The organism is Pantoea pleuroti, from assembly GCF_014156615.1.
Classification (GTDB): domain Bacteria; phylum Pseudomonadota; class Gammaproteobacteria; order Enterobacterales; family Enterobacteriaceae; genus Pantoea; species Pantoea agglomerans.
This window is the reverse complement of the sequence record NZ_SBFD01000001.1, coordinates 654,618-672,654: the sequence shown is the minus strand read 5'-3', so window position 1 is coordinate 672,654 and position 18,037 is coordinate 654,618. Positions and strand designations below refer to the sequence as shown.

Genomic DNA, 18,037 nt, shown 5'->3' with positions numbered 1-18,037 from the left:
GGATATCCAATGAAATTCAGTGAACTCTGGTTACGCGAATGGGTAAATCCAGCCCTGGACAGCGCTGCGCTGTCTGAACAAATCACTATGGCCGGTCTGGAAGTCGACGGCGTTGATCCGGTTGCCGGTGCCTTCCACGGCGTCGTGGTCGGGGAAGTGGTGGAGTGCGGCCAGCACCCGAATGCAGACAAGCTGCGTGTGACCAAAATCAACGTGGGCGGCGATCGCCTGCTGGATATCGTTTGTGGCGCGCCGAACTGCCGTCAGGGACTGAAAGTCGCCGTCGCCACCGTAGGCGCCGTGCTGCCAGGTGATTTCAAAATCAAAGCGGCCAAACTGCGTGGCGAGCCGTCTGAAGGCATGCTCTGCTCTTTCTCCGAGCTGGGGATTTCCGACGACCACAACGGCATCATCGAACTGCCAGCCGATGCGCCGATTGGCACCGACATCCGCACCTACCTGCAGCTTGATGACAACACCATCGAAATCAGCGTCACGCCTAACCGCGCTGACTGTCTGGGTCTGATCGGTATCGCCCGTGATGTCGCCGTCCTCAACGGTTTGCCACTGAATGTGCCGGAGATGCAGCCGGTCGCTGCGACGCTGAACGACACTTTCCCGATTCAGGTTGATGCGACAGAAGCCTGTCCACGCTATCTGGGCCGTGTAGTAAAAGGCATAAACGTTAAGGCGCCAACGCCATTGTGGATGAAAGAGAAGCTGCGTCGTTGTGGCATTCGTTCTATCGATCCGGTGGTGGATATCACTAACTACGTTCTGCTGGAGCTGGGTCAGCCGATGCACGCCTTCGATCTCGACCGCATCGACGGCGGTATCGTGGTGCGTATGGCGAAAGAGGGCGAAAAGCTGACGCTGCTGGATGGCACTGAAGCCAGCCTGCAGAGTGATACCTTAGTGATCGCCGATCATCAGAAAGCGCTGGCGATGGCTGGTATCTTTGGTGGCGAACATTCGGGCGTGAACGGCGAAACGCAGAACATCCTGTTCGAGTGTGCTTACTTTGATCCGCTCTCTATTACCGGCCGCGCCCGTCGTCATGGTCTGCATACCGACGCGTCACATCGCTACGAGCGTGGTGTTGATCCGGCGCTGCAACATATCGCGCTGGAGCGTGCTACCCAGCTGCTGCTGTCAATCTGCGGCGGTGAAGCGGGCCCGATCATCGATCAGACTCATCAGTCCGCCCTGCCTGTACCAGCGACGATTACGCTGCGTCGTGAAAAGCTGGACCGTCTGATTGGCCACGTGATCGCGGATGAGCAGGTTACTGACATTCTGACGCGCCTCGGCTGTGAAGTGACCGTGGGGGAAGGACAGTGGCAGGCCGTCGCCCCGAGCTGGCGCTTCGATATGGCGATTGAAGAAGATCTGGTTGAAGAAGTGGCCCGTATTTATGGCTACAACAACATTCCGGATGTGCCGGTACAGGCGGGTCTGGTGATGACTCAGCATCGCGAAGCGAATCTGTCGCTGAAGCGCGCGAAAAACCTGCTGGTGGACAAGGGCTATCAGGAAGCGATTACCTATAGTTTCGTCGATCCGAAAATTCAGCAGCTGCTGCACCCGGGTGAAGAGGCGCTGTTGCTGCCGAGCCCAATCTCCAGCGATATGTCGACCATGCGACTCTCACTCTGGACTGGCCTGCTCAGCGCGGTAGTCTACAACCAGAACCGTCAGCAGAGCCGCGTGCGCCTGTTTGAGAGCGGCTTACGCTTTGTGCCGGATACCCAGGCAGATTTAGGCATCCGTCAGGATCTTATGCTGGCTGGCGTCATCAGCGGTAACCGCGTTGAAGAGCACTGGGATCTGGCGCGCCAGACAGTTGACTTCTATGATTTGAAAGGCGATTTAGAATCGCTGCTCGATTTAACCGGCAAACTGGATGACATCAGCTTCCGTGCTGAAGCGAATCCGGCGTTGCATCCAGGACAGAGCGCGGCGATTTATTTGCATGATGAACATATCGGATTTATCGGTGTGGTTCATCCTGAGCTGGAACGTAAGCTTGATCTCAATGGCCGCACCTTAGTCTTTGAACTGCTTTGGAATAAGGTCGCAGACCGCGTCCTGCCTGACGCGCGCGAGATTTCTCGCTTCCCGGCGAACCGTCGTGATATTGCCGTTGTGGTGGCTGAAAACGTCCCTGCAGCAGATATCATCGCGGAGTGTAAGAAAGTTGGCGTAAATCAGGTAGTTGGCGTAAACTTGTTTGACGTGTACCGCGGTAAGGGCGTTTCTGAGGGCTACAAGAGCCTCGCAATCAGCCTGATTTTGCAGGATACCAGCCGGACACTCGAAGAAGAGGAGATTGCCGCGACCGTTGGCAAATGCGTTGCGGCATTAAAAGAGCGATTCCAGGCAACCTTGAGGGATTGAACCTATGGCGCTTACAAAAGCTGAGATGTCAGAGTACCTGTTTGAGAAACTCGGGCTGAGCAAACGCGATGCCAAAGAGTTAGTAGAGCTGTTTTTCGAAGAGGTACGTCGCGCTTTGGAGAATGGAGAACAGGTAAAACTGTCTGGGTTTGGTAATTTTGACCTGCGTGACAAAAACCAGCGTCCTGGCAGAAACCCGAAAACGGGTGAAGATATTCCGATTACTGCGCGTCGCGTAGTAACGTTCCGCCCAGGACAGAAGCTGAAAAGCCGCGTAGAGAACGCTACACCCAAAGAGACTGACTGAATTTCAGCGTTTCAAAAAGGCCGCGCAAGCGGCCTTTTTTCATGGTTTCAGTAAGCAGCAATCCCGCTTCCCGCGCCCGTTAATCTCCCTGACAGCAAAATGCAAACCGCCTCATCTGCCTTTCTTTTTTCTGCAATCCCTCTACAATCAAATCTCTGTTTTCTCAGCTAATCCTGCTTATGTCTCTGCTCGACCAGCTCGCGCGCCAGGCCGACCAGCGCGGCCAGAAATGGCTTATTGTGTTAGCACTTACGCTCTCTGCACTGCTCTGTCTCAGCCTGTGTGCCGGTGACAGCTGGATCGCGCCCTCAGACTGGTTCACGGAAAGCGGCAGGCTTTTTGTCTGGCAGTTGCGGCTGCCCCGCAGCCTGGCGGTGGTGCTGGTCGGGGCATCGCTGGCGGTATGCGGTGTAGTGATGCAGGCGCTGTTTACAAATCCGCTGGCGGAGCCCGGCCTGCTCGGCGTCTCGAACGGTGCCGGTATTGGCCTGGTGCTTGGCGTGCTGCTGGGCAGCGGCTCACTGTGGAGCCTTGGTCTGGCGGCGATGGCCGGTGCGCTGATTATTACGCTCATCCTGCTGCGTTTTGCCCATCGTCAGCTCTCGGTCACCCGGCTGTTGCTTACCGGCGTGGCGCTGGGAATTATCTGTAGTGCCATCATGACCTGGGCGGTCTACTTCAGTACCAGCCTCGATCTGCGCCAGTTGATGTACTGGATGATGGGGGGCTTCAGCGGGATTGACTGGCGCTATGGCTGGATGATGCTGGCGCTGCTGCCGGTGATGCTGGCCCTGGGGGCGACCGGGCAGATTCTTAATCTGCTGGCGCTGGGCGAGACATCTGCCCGCCAGCTCGGACTGTCTCTCTTCTACTGGCGTAATCTGCTGGTGCTCGCCATGGGCTGGCTGGTCGGCATCAGCGTCGCGATGGCCGGTGCTATTGGTTTTGTCGGACTGGTGATCCCGCATCTGCTGCGTATGAGCGGCATCAGCGATCACCGCTATCTGCTGCCGGCATCGGCGCTGGCTGGCGCAGGTGTATTACTGGCAGCCGATATTGTGGCTCGTCTGGCGCTGACGTCGGCAGAATTACCGATAGGTGTCGTGACGGCGACACTGGGCGCGCCGCTGTTTATTATTTTACTGGTGAAGTCTTCACGCTAGCTTCGGCTGGCGACTCTGCATCCACAACAGCATCCACAACAGGAAACCGCATGAACATATATCAAACTGAACTGGTTACGCTCGATGGGGAAAAAACCACGCTGTCACAATGGCAGGGCAAGGTACTGCTGGTGGTCAATGTTGCCTCGAAATGTGGTCTGACGCCGCAATATGAAGAGCTGGAGAACCTGCAGAAAGCCTGGCAGGATCAGGGCTTCAGCGTACTCGGTTTTCCCTGCAACCAGTTTCTGGAGCAGGAGCCGGGCAGCAGTGAGGAGATTAAAACCTTCTGCAGCACCACTTATGGCGTCACGTTCCCGATGTTTGCCAAAACCGACGTGAATGGCGCAGGCCGCCATCCGCTCTATGCCCAGCTGATTGCGGCCCGACCTGACGCGGTGCGCTCGGAAGGCAGCGGCTTTTACGAGCGCATGGAGAGCAAAGGACGCGCGCCGAAAGAGCAGGGCGACATCCTGTGGAACTTCGAAAAATTCCTTATTGGCCGTGACGGCAGCGTGATCCAGCGTTTTGCACCTGACATGACGCCGGAAGATCCGATCATTCTGGAAACCATCAAGCAGGCGCTGGCAAAATAGATGCTGTTGCGCCTGCAACAGGCCGCCGTCCCCGGACGGCTGCTGCCACTGACCGGTGAGCTTGCCGCCGGTCAGCTGCTGCATGTGGCAGGCCCGAACGGTGCAGGCAAAAGCACCTTACTCAGTGTGATTGCGGGACTGCAACCCGCCTCCGGCACTGTGCTGCTGGACGGACAGCCGCTGAGTGACTGGAACGGCGCGGCGATGGCCCGGGTTCGCGGCTGGCTGCCTCAGCAGCAGGCACCGCTGAGCCAGATGCCGGTCTGGCACTATTTGCGTCTGCATCTGAAACAGGCGGGGGGGCAGGCAGACAATCGCCTCAGCACGCTGCTGAAACGGCTTCAGCTGCAGGATAAATTATCGCGTTCACTGACCCGGCTCTCCGGTGGTGAATGGCAGCGCGTCAGGCTGGCGGCGGTCTGCGTGCAGATTGATCCCCACATCAATCCACACGGGCGGCTGCTGATCCTTGATGAGCCCATGACCGCGCTGGATATCGCCCAGCAAAAAGCGGTGGACGATCTGATTGCCGAACTGTGCGCGGCGGGCATCAGCGTTATCGCCAGCAGTCACGACCTCAACCACAGCCTGCAACAGGCGGATCGGGTCTGGCTGATGGATCAGGGAGAGTTGATTGCCCAGGGTGAACCAGCAGAGGTTCTGACGCCGCAACGCCTGACACCGCTCTATCAGATTGCTTTCCGGCAGCTTGAACTTGAAGGACGCACGCTGCTGACCGTATTGCCCTGACACTTGCTACCCGGCGGGCTTTACCGCTACATTAAGCCGGTTGCAACTTCTGATAAGGACATTTGGCGATGCGCCTGGGTTTGCTGATTTTAGTTCTGCTGCTGACGGGATGCAGTCATCACGCTCCGCCGATTAATGGCCGTCTTTCCGATTCGATCACCGTGATTGCGGAACTGAACGATCAGCTCGGTAACTGGCGTGGTACGCCTTATCGCTATGGCGGCATGAGCCGTAATGGGGTTGACTGCTCCGGCTTTGTCTATCTGACTTTCCGGGATAAATTTGCGCTGCAACTGCCACGCACCACCTCAGCTCAAAGCGATATTGGCACCCGAATCAGCAAAGACGAGCTGCTGCCAGGCGATCTGGTCTTCTTCAAAACCGGTCGCGGGGAGAATGGCCTGCATGTGGGCATTTATGACACCGATAACGCCTTTATTCATGCCTCAACCAGCCAGGGTGTCATCCGCTCTTCGCTCGACAATGTCTACTGGCGAAAAGTGTTCTGGCAGGCGCGTCGTATTTAAACGCAGGTTCGGGGAATCAGACTTAAGTCCAATTTTAAATAGAGTTAAAACAGAGAGTAAAAGGTTTATTTTAAATGACAGTTATTGAGCATGGGTTTTAATAAACATAATAAACGCTTATTTAATTCCACTAATAACCGCTGTTTTGTCGCTACTATTTGGCTTAAGGGTGATCGCCTGCTGCCAAACGGCAATGGAAGAGTAAAGAAGTTCGTCTCTTCAATGATTTGGCACTATTGCCTGCGCCGGACCATTACTATACGATATCACCATCGCCGCATATTCTGGCATTAAAATGAAAATTCATCTTTCGGCCGACTATCAGTCGGAAATCTGGTTTTATCCTGTCTGTGATGTTAATGGGCGACTGACCGCTGTCGAGCTGGTCACGCAGTTTGTGCATGAAAGTGCCCCCATCACCCTGCCGCAGGATCTGTTGCTGCCGCAGCTCGATGAGTCGCAGCAGCTGCGCCTGCTGCAAAGTCAGATTGGATTGCTGGAGCAGAATCGCGGCTTTTTTGAAGCGCATTTCGTGTCAGCATTTATACGTATTGATGAAGGCATGGCCCGGACGCTGCTGGCCAGCGAATTAGTGATGCGCAAAATAAAGCAGTTGCCATTCATTCTGTTGAATATCACTGAAACGTTTCCGCAACTAAAACTGGGGAAAAATAATCCCCTGCTGGCAAGCCTGCATGCTGAGTTTAATTTAGCGATTTCTCATTTTGGCGCGGGTAAGACCCCCTCTAATGCGGTCTACGATAATTTATTCAGCTGCATCTGCCTGGACAAAGAGTTTATTCATTCGCTGGCAAAGCGCGCTTCATTCGTGCCGTTTCTTCAGAGCATTATCGATAATTTCCGCGCCCATTGTGACCGGCTCATTATTTGTGGCATTGATGACGACGTGCTGCTGGATAAAGTCAGCCAGCTGAGCAGTGCCGAGTTTCAGGGTGCGCTCTTCCCGGTGGTAAAATCTGACGCGCTGCATTCGCTGATCTGCGCCGACGATCGTGTGCCATCCGCGCAGCATCCCGGCTGATACTTCCTGTTAATCCCCGCTATCAGCGTTACACTAGAGGACTAACCTTAAGTAACGCTGAGCATCGCACGGGAGAAACAATGTCCTCAGGCAAGGCCTCTTTTGACAACACCTGGTTCCGTGAACTTACCGGGTGTTACACCGCGCTGAACCCCACGCCACTGGCAGGCGGACGCCTGCTATATCATAACGCACCGCTTGCAGCCTCAATGGGGCTGGATAACGCGCTCTTTGCCGATAAGGGTCATGCCGTCTGGCACGGTGCAGCATTGCTGCCAGGCATGCAGCCGCTGGCGCAGGTCTACAGCGGCCATCAGTTTGGCGTCTGGGCGGGCCAGCTTGGCGACGGACGCGGCATTCTGCTGGGTGAGCAGCGTCTGGAGGATGGCAGCAAGCTGGACTGGCATCTCAAGGGCGCAGGTCTGACGCCTTATTCCCGCATGGGCGATGGCCGTGCCGTGATCCGTTCCAGCGTGCGTGAGTTTCTCGCCTCGGAAGCGCTGCATCATCTGGGCATTCCCACCACGCGTGCGCTGACCCTGTCGATAGGTGATGAGCCGGTCTACCGCGAAACAACAGAGCGTGGCGCGATGCTGATGCGCATTTCACCGAGTCATCTGCGTTTCGGTCATTTCGAGCATTTCTTTTACAGCCAGCAGCAGGAGAAAGTGCAGCAACTGGCCGACTACGCCATTCGCCATCACTGGCCGCATCTGGATGCTGAAGCAGACCGCTATCAACAGTGGTTTACCGACATTGTGTTACGCACTGCGCGTCTGATTGCGCTGTGGCAGAGCGTGGGCTTTGCTCATGGAGTGATGAACACTGATAACATGTCGATTCTGGGTCTGACCATCGACTATGGCCCCTTTGGTTTTCTGGATGATTATCAGCCCGACTTCATCTGTAATCACAGCGACTATCAGGGTCGTTACAGCTTTGAAAATCAGCCAATGATCGGCATGTGGAATCTTAACCGGCTGGCACATGCGCTGTCGGGTCTGCTGACCACCGAGCAGTTGCGGACGGCACTGAGCGCCTACGAACCCGAACTGATGCGGGTCTGGGGCGAACGGATGCGGGCGAAACTCGGTCTGCTGACGCAGCAGAGCAGCGATAATGAGATTCTGACCGATCTGCTGGCACTGATGACGCAGGAGCATAGCGATTACACCCTGACGTTCCGCCTGCTCAGTGAGACGCAGCAGGCTGAAAGCCGTTCACCGCTGCGGGATGAGTTTATCGATCGTGAGGCGTTTGATAGCTGGTATCAGCGCTATCGCAGCCGTCTGATGGATGAGCAGGTCAGTGATGAAGAACGCCAGGCCGTGATGAAGGCATCCAATCCGGCGGTGATTCTGCGCAACTATCTGGCTCAGCAGGCCATTGAAGAGGCGGAGCGGGGAGAGCAGGGGGCGCTGGCACGTCTGCATCAGGCGTTACAGCAACCCTTTAGCGATCAGACAGCCGCTGAATATCGTCAGCGGCCGCCAGACTGGGGCAAAACCCTTGAAGTGAGCTGCTCCAGCTGATGCAGACTCAGAGGCGGTGAGAAACCGTCTCGGCCAGCAGGGCGAGCACCTTTTCGCTCTCCTGCCAGCCGAGGCAGGGATCGGTAATCGACTTGCCATAGACCAGCGGTTCGCCGCTGACGACTTTCTGATTACCCTCTTCCAGGAAGCTTTCAATCATCACACCGGCAACGGCCTGCGATCCCGCTTTAATCTGTTCTGCCACCTCTGCCGCGACATCCATCTGACGACGATGCTGCTTCAGGCAGTTACCGTGACTGAAGTCGATCACCAGCTGCTGTGGCAGATTAAACGCCGACAGACTTTCGGCCGCGGCGGCAACATCACTGGCATGATAGTTAGGCTGTTTGCCGCCACGCAGGATCACATGACCATGCGGATTACCGCTGGTCTGATAGATGGTCATCTGGCCCAGCTTATCGGGCGAAAGGAACATGTGGCTGGCGCGCGCGGCGCGAATCGCATCCACGGCAATCTGTACGTTACCATCGGTGCCGTTTTTAAAGCCTACCGGGCAGGAGAGGGCCGATGCCATTTCGCGGTGGATCTGGCTTTCGGTAGTACGTGCGCCAATCGCGCCCCAGCTAATCAGATCGGCAATAAACTGGCCGATCACCATATCCAGGAATTCCGTGGCGGTAGGCAGGCCCAGCGCGTTGATATCAATCAGCAGCTGGCGGGCGATGCCTATGCCGCGGTTCACATCGTAGCTCCCATCCAGATCGGGATCGGAGATTAAGCCTTTCCAGCCCACTACGGTGCGCGGCTTTTCAAAGTAGGCGCGCATCACAATCTCCAGCCGATCTTCATAGCGGCGGCGTAACGTGTTCAGACGCTCAGCATATTCCAGTGCCGCTTTCGGGTCGTGCAGCGAGCAGGGTCCAATCACCACCAGCAGGCGGGGATCTTCGCCAGTCAGAATACGGGCAATACGTTTACGGGCAGCGGTGACATTGTCGGCAATTGCCGGAGAGACAGGATGCTCAGCCGCCAGGCTGGCGGGGGTAATCAGACTACCAATGCGTGCGGTACGCAGTTCGTCGGTTTTGTTCATGGGATTCTCGAAAACGGTTCTTCGCAGCGGTGAAATACCGGGAAGTGATGGTGGTCACAATAAACCATTAGTCTGCGAATTCAACCCGGAATTTAATAATGAAATCAAAAGCGACGGCAGCGTCGCTTTACAGTTCAGCGCAGGTTACCCATCAGTACATGCGGCGAGTCAGGCCCATAATGTCGAGAATTTTGGTCGCAATCTCCTCCACCGAGTAGTTGGTGCTGTTGAGATAGCGGATTTGATGGGTACGAAACAGCGCTTCCACTTCGCCCACCTCCAGCCGGCACTGACGCATCGAGGCGTAACGGGTATTTTCCGCCCGCTCCTGACGTATCGCAGCCAGCCGTTCCGGGTCGATGGTCAGCCCGAACAGTTTATTCTGATGCGCGCGCAGCGCGGGCGGGAGTTTAAGGTTATCCATATCGTCGGCAATGAATGGATAGTTGGCGGCGCGAATACCAAACTGCATCGCCAGATAGAGGCTGGTGGGTGTTTTGCCACAGCGCGAGACGCCTAACAGAATCACCTGCGCATCTTCCAGCCCGCGCAGCGAGATGCCGTCATCATGCGCCAGGGTGTAATCGATGGCCGCGATACGTGCGTCATATTTACCCAGATTACTGGCATCCAGTCCATGGGTACGGTGTGCCACCGGCGCGGGCGATAGCCCCAGCTCCTGCTGAAGCGGGGCGACCAGCGCCTGGACGATATCCTGACAAAAGCCGTCACTCTGTACGATGATGTCGCGCACTTCCGGCGTCACGATGGAGAAAAAGACCAGCGGCCGGACGCCGCTTTGCTGATAGAGCGCGTTAATCTGGGCTTTAACCGCCAGCGCCCGCTGAACATTTTCCACAAACGGCAGCGTCAGGCTGGTGATATTGACCGGAAACTGCGACAGCACCGCATGACCCAGCACCTCAGCCGTAATGGCCGTACCATCGGAGATATAAAAAACGCTTCTGTCAGTTGTCATAACGAAATCAGCCTCAGACAAGAGTGAGCGTTCAGCATGGGCCATGTGATTAAATAAATCATCTCTGATTTTAATTTCTGGAATGTCTGTCCGGATTATTTGTCTGCCGTTTCATCACGATACTAAAAATGAAAAAGGGGTTCGTTGAGCCAGAATTCTTTTTTAATCCGTCGTTAAGCCGCAAATAGCCACGCAGTTGTTGCGCAACAAAACAGAATGCTTAAGTGGCTGAAAATCTGCCATTTCCTTTCGCATCAATCATTTAGAGAAAAAAGGCGACTTTGCGCAACAGCAAAATAATGCGCTCACAATTCCGAAACTGTGGCTGAAATTCTGCTTTAACGATTCAACAGATCGTTATCGGGGGGGTGATATGCCAGGCTGAAGACAGATTACTCCCTGTGTCCATTCATTGATAATTGATAAAGGATAAGCTCAATGTCCAGTAAAGGCGAACAGCCACTCGTGCTCTGGTATAACCAGCTTGGCATGCATGATGTTGACCGGGTGGGAGGCAAAAATGCCTCTCTGGGTGAAATGATTACTAATCTGTCGTCGCTGGGCGTTTCCGTGCCCAATGGTTTCGCGACCACATCGTACGCTTTTAACCTGTTCCTCGATCAAAGCGGGCTGAATCAGCGTATTTACGCGCTGCTGGATGAGACCGACATTGATGACGTTGATGCGCTGGCAAAAGCGGGTAAGCAGATTCGTCAGTGGGTCGTGGAGACACCGTTCCTGCCCGAGCTGGAGTCCGCCATTCTGGACGCCTATAAGCAGCTTTCTGCGGATGATGATGCCGCGTCGTTTGCCGTGCGCTCCTCTGCAACCGCAGAAGATATGCCTGACGCCTCTTTTGCCGGCCAGCAGGAAACCTTCCTGAATGTACAGGGCATCGACGCCGTCATGGTGGCGGTAAAACATGTTTTCGCCTCGCTGTTTAATGACCGCGCTATCTCCTACCGCGTGCATCAGGGCTATGACCATCGTGGCGTTGCGCTCTCTGCGGGAATACAGCGCATGGTGCGTTCAGACCTGGCCGCCTCGGGTGTGATGTTCACCATTGATACCGAGTCCGGTTTTGATCAGGTGGTCTTTATCACCGCCGCACTGGGGCTGGGGGAAATGGTGGTGCAGGGTGCCGTTAACCCGGATGAGTTCTATGTGCACAAGCCAACCCTGGCAGCCGATCGTCCGTCGATTGTGCGCCGCAATATGGGCTCGAAAAAGGTTCGCATGGTCTACGCCGATTCCCAGGCGCATGGCGAGCAGGTGCGGATCGAAGATGTGCCTGAGGCCGAACGCGACCGTTTCTGCCTGAGCGATGAGGAAGTGCAGGCGCTGGCGAAGCAGGCGGTGCTGATTGAACAGCACTATCAGCGCCCGATGGATATTGAGTGGGCCAAAGATGGGCACACCGGCAAACTGTTTATTGTTCAGGCGCGCCCTGAAACCGTGCGCTCAAATGGTCAGGTCATGGAGCGTTATACGCTGCAGGGGCAGGGCAGCGTTGTCGTGGAAGGTCGTGCTATCGGTCATCGTATTGGCGCAGGCGTGGTGAAGGTCATCCACGATATCAGCGAAATGAACCGCATTGAAAAAGGCGATGTGCTGGTGACCGACATGACCGACCCGGACTGGGAACCGATCATGAAAAAGGCGTCAGCGATTGTAACTAACCGCGGCGGACGGACCTGTCATGCGGCGATCATCGCGCGTGAACTGGGCATTCCGGCAGTGGTGGGCTGTGGTGACGCCACCGACCGGCTGAAAGAGGGGCATAACGTCACTGTCTCATGTGCCGAAGGTGATACCGGCTACGTCTACGATCAACTGCTCGACTTCGACGTCACCAGTTCGCAGGTCGATTCACTGCCTGAACTGCCGCTGAAGATCATGATGAACGTGGGCAACCCCGATCGCGCCTTTGATTTCGCCTGTCTGCCTAACGAAGGCGTGGGGCTGGCGCGGCTGGAATTTATCATTAACCGTATGATCGGCGTCCACCCTAAAGCGCTGCTGGAGTTTGACCAACAGACGCCGGAACTGCAGCAGCAGATCCGTAAAATGATGAAAGGATTTGATGATCCGGTGGAGTTTTATATTGCTCGCCTGACTGAAGGAATTGCTACGCTTGGCGCGGCTTTTGCGCCGAAACGCGTAATTGTCCGACTTTCTGACTTTAAAACCAATGAATATGCCAACCTGGTGGGTGGTGAACGCTACGAGCCAGAAGAGGAAAACCCGATGCTGGGATTCCGGGGTGCGGGTCGCTATGTCGCTGACAGCTTCCGGGACTGCTTTGCGCTGGAGTGCGAAGCGGTGAAACGTGTTCGCAACGAGATGGGCCTGACAAACGTCGAGATTATGGTTCCCTTTGTGCGCACCGTTGAGCAGGCGAAGGCCGTGGTGGAAGAGCTGGGGCGTCAGGGACTGAAGCGCGGCGAGAACGGGCTGAAGATCATTATGATGTGTGAGATCCCATCCAATGCCCTGCTGGCGGATCAGTTCCTGGAGCACTTCGATGGCTTCTCTATTGGCTCAAACGACATGACTCAGCTGACGCTGGGGCTGGACCGCGACTCTGGCGTCGTCTCCGCGCTGTTTGACGAGCGTAACGAGGCTGTGAAGATGCTGCTTTCAATGGCGATAAGGGCTGCGAAGCAGAAGGGGAAATATGTCGGAATCTGTGGGCAGGGGCCGTCAGACCATCAGGATTTTGCCGCATGGCTGATGGAAGAGGGCATCGACAGTCTGTCACTGAACCCGGACACTGTGGTGGAGACCTGGGTGAGTCTGGCGCAGTTAAATAAAACAGCCTGATACGGGTTGTTAGCACTCTTCAGGGCCCGCTATGCGGGCCTTTTCTGTTTATATCTGGTCGGATTCAGGCAAAAAAAAAGTCCATCACAGGGGATGGGCAAAGACTACACACAGCAATTCTTTAGTCTACTCAGGGGAATGAGATTGTCTGGAAATCATCAGGTTGATTTCGAACATAGGAAACATGTTATTCATACGGCTGGCTGGCGTCTTTAAGAATCCTCTTATTAGTTTAAAGCCAATAATCTTTTGTGACCTTTACTTCGCCATTTGGCTTAAGAAACAGTGCAGAAAGTAATCTTTTTTGGCCCGAAAAGGTCACTTTCAGGCCAAAGATGGCTTTTTTCTTAAAAAGCGCTAATGAAAAATGGAATTTATCTGATCTGAGAGAAGGGGTGCGGTTAATCATCATTAACCGCACTAATCAATGCTTATGGGTGGTAGCGGTGTAACGGGTTATTGCACCCCATCATGCAGCAGGCGGGATATCATCGTGATCGGCCAGGGCATCAGCCACGGCCAGTTGGTCACTATCGGGGGCAGGCGCTTCGTGAACCCAGACGGAAACCAGACGGTAGGAGACCGCCAGAACCACCGGCCCGATAAACAGACCAATCATCCCGAACGCAAACAGTCCACCAATAACACCAGAAAGAATCAGGATCATCGGCAGATCGGCACCCATACGGATCAGCATCGGTCGCAGCACGTTATCCATTGTGCCGACAACACAGCTCCAGACCAGCAGCACCGTTCCCCATGTCGTATCTCCGCTCCAGTAGAGGTAGATAATGGCGGGGACCAGCACCAGCAGCGGGCCGAGCTGTACCAGGCAGCAGAGGATCATCAGTACCGTCAACAGCGTGGAATAGGGAATGCCGGAGATCGCCAGACCGATACCGCCCAGCACGCCCTGCACCAGCGCCGTCACCACTACGCCAAGCGCCACGGCACGAATGGACTGCGCCGCCAGCAGTACGGCGGCATCACCGCGGCGTCCCGCCATGCGGAAAGCAAAGTGACGAATGCCCTGGGCAGCCTGTTCGCCACGCCAGTAAAGCAGCACGCTGAACAGTAACATCACGCCCAGATGGATCATAAAGCGTCCGAAATGACCGGCCTGTGCGACAAAAAAGCCGGTGGTACGGCCGATATAGGGCTGTATTTTGGCCATGACGCCGGCACCGCCGCTCGCCACCAGCGTGTCATAACTGACATAAAGCTTCTTGCCGACCATCGGTACATCGTTGAGCCATAACAGTCGCGGCATCATATGCCCCTGAGTAACCCAGGCAATCACCGGCGCGCTGTTATCAATCAGGCTGCTGACCAGCAGGGCGATAGGGATAATAAACAGCAGCAGCAGCAGCAGTGTCATCACGATCACTGCCAGAGAACGGCGTCCCCATAACAGTCGCTGGAATTTCAGCATCAATGGCCAGGTGGCAATCACCACCATGCTGGCCCAGGCAAAGCCCAGAATAAACGGCTGCACGACCCATAAACAGGCGACAATAAGCAGCAGAATGAACATCAGGGTGAAGAGTATTTGCGGTAAATCCATATCCCGGTACTGGCTTTTCATCATTGACTCATAACCTCGTCTTAATCCTTCATTTTCAGGCATTCGGATGCCCGTTTTTATCATGATCTATTTGCTGAGGATTAAACAGAGTCGCGGAGAAAGGTTTTTGCCTTTTCTGAAAAAAGGGCAGGCGCAGGAAAAATATGATAAAACGAGAAATCGCTAATCTATAAACGCAAACGTTTACAACACCTTCGGTCAGACAATCATGATCCCACAGATTTCGCAGGCACCGGGCCTCGTTCAACTGGTGCTGACGTTCCTTGAGTCGTTGAAAGAGCAGGGTTTTACCGGTGACATGGCAACCAGCTATGCCGATCGTCTTTCACTCTCCACCGATAACAGTATCTATCAATTGCTGCCCGACGCGGCGCTCTTTCCGCGCTCGACTGCGGATGTTGCGCTGCTCGCCCGTGTGGCCGGAGAAGCGCGCTTTGCCAGTCTGGTATTTACCCCGCGCGGCGGCGGTACCGGCACCAACGGTCAGTCGCTGAATCAGGGGATTGTGGTGGATATGTCGCGCTACATGAACCGCATCCTGGAGATCAATACGGATGAGGGGTGGGTGCGCGTTGAAGCGGGGGTGATCAAAGATCAGCTTAATGCCTGGCTGAAGCCATTCGGCTTTTTCTTCTCGCCGGAGTTATCCACCAGTAACCGTGCCACGCTGGGCGGCATGATTAATACCGATGCGTCCGGCCAGGGCTCGCTGGTCTATGGCAAAACCTCGGACCATGTGCTGGGCCTGCGCGCCGTGCTGCTGGGCGGCGATATCCTTGATACGCGGCCAATGGCCACCGCGCTGGCTGAAACCCTGGCGCAGACGGCAACTCCCGAAGGCCGGCTCTATCAGCAGGTGCTGACGCGCTGCCGCGAGCATCGTGCGCTGATTCTGGAAAAGTTTCCAAAGCTGAATCGGTTCCTGACCGGATATGACCTGCGCCATGTCTTCAGCGACGATATGCAGACCTTTGACCTGACGCGCCTGCTGTGCGGAGCAGAGGGCACGCTGGCCTTCGTCACGGAAGCGCGGCTTGATATCACGCCGCTGCCTAAAGTGCGGCGACTGGTAAATATCAAATATGACTCCTTTGACTCAGCCCTGCGCAATGCGCCGTTTATGGTGGAAGCGCAGGCGCTCTCGGTAGAGACCGTTGACTCAAAGGTGCTGAACCTGGCACGCGAAGACATTGTCTGGCACTCAGTGCGCGAATTGATCGCCGATGTACCCGACAAAGAGATGCTGGGTCTGAATATTGTTGAGTTTGCGGGTGACAACGCCGCGCTGATCGATCAGCAGATTGAACAGCTTTGTGGCCGCCTTGACGCACTGATGGCACAGCAGCAGGGCGGCGTGATTGGCTATCAGTTCTGTAACGACCTGGATGGCATTGAACGCATCTATAACATGCGTAAAAAAGCGGTGGGTCTGTTGGGAAATGCCAAAGGCCGGGCTAAACCGATTCCCTTTGTGGAAGATACCGCGGTCCCGCCGGAAAAACTGGCGGACTACATCGTCGAGTTTCGCGCGCTGCTGGATAGCCACGGGCTGAGCTACGGCATGTTTGGTCACGTCGATGCAGGCGTCCTGCATGTGCGTCCGGCGCTGGATATGTGCGATCCGCAGCAGGAGATGATGATGAAACAGATCTCCGACGAAGTCGTAGCGCTGACAGCGCGCTATGGTGGCCTGCTGTGGGGTGAACATGGCAAAGGGTTCCGTGCCCAGTACAGTCCGGCATTCTTCGGTGAGACGCTGTTTAACGAATTGCGCCGCATCAAAGCGGCCTTTGATCCGCTCAATCGCCTGAATCCGGGCAAGATCTGTACGCCATTCAACAGTAATGATGAAATGATGCAGGTCGATGCGGTGAAGCGCGGAACCTATGATCGTCAGATTCCGTTAACGGTCCGGGATGAATGGCGTGGCGCCATGGAGTGTAACGGCAACGGGTTATGTTTTAACTTTGATGCCCGCAGCCCGATGTGTCCCTCCATGAAAATCACCCGCAACCGCATTCACTCGCCCAAAGGGCGGGCAACGCTGACGCGGGAGTGGCTGCGGCTGCTGGCCGGGCAGGGCGTCGATCCGCTAACCCTGGAAAAGCAGCTGCCTGAAAATCGACTGTCGCTTCGCGCCCTGATTGCCCGCACCCGCAATAGCTGGCACGCCAGCAAAGGGGAGTATGACTTCTCGCACGAGGTGAAAGAGGCGATGTCGGGCTGTCTGGCCTGTAAAGCCTGCTCTACCCAGTGTCCGATTAAAATTGACGTGCCCGCTTTCCGCTCGCGCTTCTTACAGCTCTACCACACCCGGTATCTGCGTCCGGTCAGCGATCACCTGGTGGCAGCAGTAGAGGGCTATGCGCCGCTGATGGCGAAAGCACCGAAAGTATTTAACTTCTTCCTGCGCCAGCCGTGGCTGAAAGAGATAAGTAAAACCCATATTGGTATGGTCGATCTGCCGCTGCTTTCGGCCCCTAATCTGAAACAGCAACTCAGTGGTCATCCCGCCATGAACATGACGCTGGAGCAGCTGGAAGGGGTGTCAGCCGCTGAACGCGCAAACTGTGTGCTGGTGGTGCAGGATCCCTTTACCAGCTTCTATGAGGCGCAGCTGGTTAACGATTTTGTCAGGCTGATTGAGAAACTGGGCTACCGGCCCGTGCTCCTGCCATTCTCACCAAATGGCAAAGCGCAACATGTGAAAGGCTTCCTGCAACGTTTCGCCCGCACGGCGTCCCGCACCGCCGATTTCCTGAATCGGGTGGCAAAACTGGGGTTGCCCATGGTCGGTGTCGATCCGGCTACGGTGCTCTGCTATCGCGATGAGTATCGTCAGACGCTGGGCGAATCACGCGGCGACTTTAACGTCCTGCTGGTACATGAGTGGTTAGAGCGTGCACTGGCCGGGCGTGACGTGCAGGTCGCGGGCGGAGAATCCTGGTATCTGTTTGCACACTGCACCGAGGTGACCGCGCTGCCCTCCACGCCGAATCAGTGGCAGGCGATCTTCTCCCGTTTTGGCGCGAAGCTGGAAAACATCAATGTTGGCTGCTGCGGTATGGCAGGCACCTACGGTCACGAAAGTAAGAACCTAGAAAACTCGCTGGGGATCTACGCGCTCTCCTGGCATCCCCAGCTTCAGCGACTGCCACGCCAGCGCTGCCTGGCCACCGGCTATTCGTGCCGCAGTCAGGTCAAACGTGTAGAGGGCAACGGAATGCGTCATCCGCTTCAGGCATTGTTAGAGCTAATGTAAAAAAATTGTGCGCGACGTCA

13 protein-coding genes and 1 other RNA gene are annotated in these 18,037 nt (G+C 55.6%); 10 read left to right on the top strand and 4 right to left on the bottom strand.

Annotation, left to right across the window (positions count from 1 at the left end):
- The first annotated feature begins 9 nt into the window (after positions 1–9).
- The 8 genes from pheT to EPG66_RS03260 all read left to right on the top strand — a co-directional run bounded on the left by pheT (position 10) and on the right by EPG66_RS03260 (position 8,314).
- Positions 10–2,397, top strand: coding sequence for a phenylalanine--tRNA ligase subunit beta (pheT, locus tag EPG66_RS03295; protein ID WP_115764835.1), 2,388 nt, complete (start codon positions 10–12; stop codon positions 2,395–2,397).
- A gap of 4 nt (positions 2,398–2,401) precedes the next feature.
- Complete coding sequence (gene ihfA / locus EPG66_RS03290) at positions 2,402–2,704, top strand: integration host factor subunit alpha (RefSeq protein WP_003853259.1); 303 nt, start codon at positions 2,402–2,404, stop codon at positions 2,702–2,704.
- Positions 2,705–2,883: 179 nt separating this feature from the next.
- Positions 2,884–3,867: a vitamin B12 ABC transporter permease BtuC gene (gene btuC, locus EPG66_RS03285; protein WP_083068175.1), complete on the top strand. Its 984-nt coding sequence runs from the start codon at positions 2,884–2,886 to the stop codon at positions 3,865–3,867.
- Between the two features lie 50 nt (positions 3,868–3,917).
- Positions 3,918–4,463 carry a glutathione peroxidase gene (locus EPG66_RS03280; RefSeq protein ID WP_182685948.1) on the top strand — a complete coding sequence of 182 codons (546 nt, stop codon included), beginning with the start codon at positions 3,918–3,920 and terminating at the stop codon, positions 4,461–4,463.
- Positions 4,464–5,213 carry a vitamin B12 ABC transporter ATP-binding protein BtuD gene (btuD, locus tag EPG66_RS03275; RefSeq protein WP_083068172.1) on the top strand — a complete coding sequence of 250 codons (750 nt, stop codon included), beginning with the start codon at positions 4,464–4,466 and terminating at the stop codon, positions 5,211–5,213.
- A 68-nt stretch (positions 5,214–5,281) separates the two neighbouring features.
- Entirely contained in the window at positions 5,282–5,740 is a 459-nt protein-coding gene (locus EPG66_RS03270; RefSeq protein WP_010245666.1) for a C40 family peptidase, read from the top strand.
- A 295-nt stretch (positions 5,741–6,035) separates the two neighbouring features.
- On the top strand, positions 6,036–6,782 hold the full coding sequence (locus tag EPG66_RS03265) for an EAL domain-containing protein (RefSeq protein ID WP_069026159.1): 747 nt from the start codon (positions 6,036–6,038) through the stop codon (positions 6,780–6,782).
- Positions 6,783–6,862: 80 nt separating this feature from the next.
- A complete protein-coding gene (locus EPG66_RS03260; protein ID WP_031590477.1) occupies positions 6,863–8,314 on the top strand; it encodes a protein adenylyltransferase SelO in 1,452 nt (483 codons plus the stop codon).
- A gap of 7 nt (positions 8,315–8,321) precedes the next feature.
- On the opposite strand, the gene EPG66_RS03255 is transcribed toward EPG66_RS03260, so the two are convergent.
- Positions 8,322–9,368: a 3-deoxy-7-phosphoheptulonate synthase gene (locus EPG66_RS03255; protein ID WP_182685946.1), complete on the bottom strand. Its 1,047-nt coding sequence runs from the start codon at positions 9,366–9,368 to the stop codon at positions 8,322–8,324.
- Between the two features lie 151 nt (positions 9,369–9,519).
- Entirely contained in the window at positions 9,520–10,347 is an 828-nt protein-coding gene (ppsR, locus tag EPG66_RS03250) for a posphoenolpyruvate synthetase regulatory kinase/phosphorylase PpsR (RefSeq protein WP_010245652.1), read from the bottom strand.
- A 438-nt stretch (positions 10,348–10,785) separates the two neighbouring features.
- Here ppsR and ppsA point away from each other — a divergent pair, with 438 nt between their 5' ends.
- Positions 10,786–13,170, top strand: a complete 2,385-nt coding sequence (ppsA, locus tag EPG66_RS03245) for a phosphoenolpyruvate synthase (RefSeq protein WP_010245649.1) — start codon at positions 10,786–10,788, stop codon at positions 13,168–13,170.
- A 69-nt stretch (positions 13,171–13,239) separates the two neighbouring features.
- Here ppsA and rprA read toward each other — a convergent pair.
- Both rprA and ydiK read right to left on the bottom strand, forming a co-directional pair.
- Positions 13,240–13,347, bottom strand: an RNA gene (rprA, locus tag EPG66_RS03240) — antisense sRNA RprA.
- A 292-nt stretch (positions 13,348–13,639) separates the two neighbouring features.
- On the bottom strand, positions 13,640–14,758 hold the full coding sequence (gene ydiK / locus EPG66_RS03235) for an AI-2E family transporter YdiK (RefSeq protein ID WP_423210982.1): 1,119 nt from the start codon (positions 14,756–14,758) through the stop codon (positions 13,640–13,642).
- A 205-nt stretch (positions 14,759–14,963) separates the two neighbouring features.
- Here ydiK and ydiJ point away from each other — a divergent pair, with 205 nt between their 5' ends.
- Complete coding sequence (ydiJ, locus tag EPG66_RS03230) at positions 14,964–18,017, top strand: D-2-hydroxyglutarate dehydrogenase YdiJ (RefSeq protein ID WP_031590473.1); 3,054 nt, start codon at positions 14,964–14,966, stop codon at positions 18,015–18,017.
- Positions 18,018–18,037: the final 20 nt, after the last annotated feature.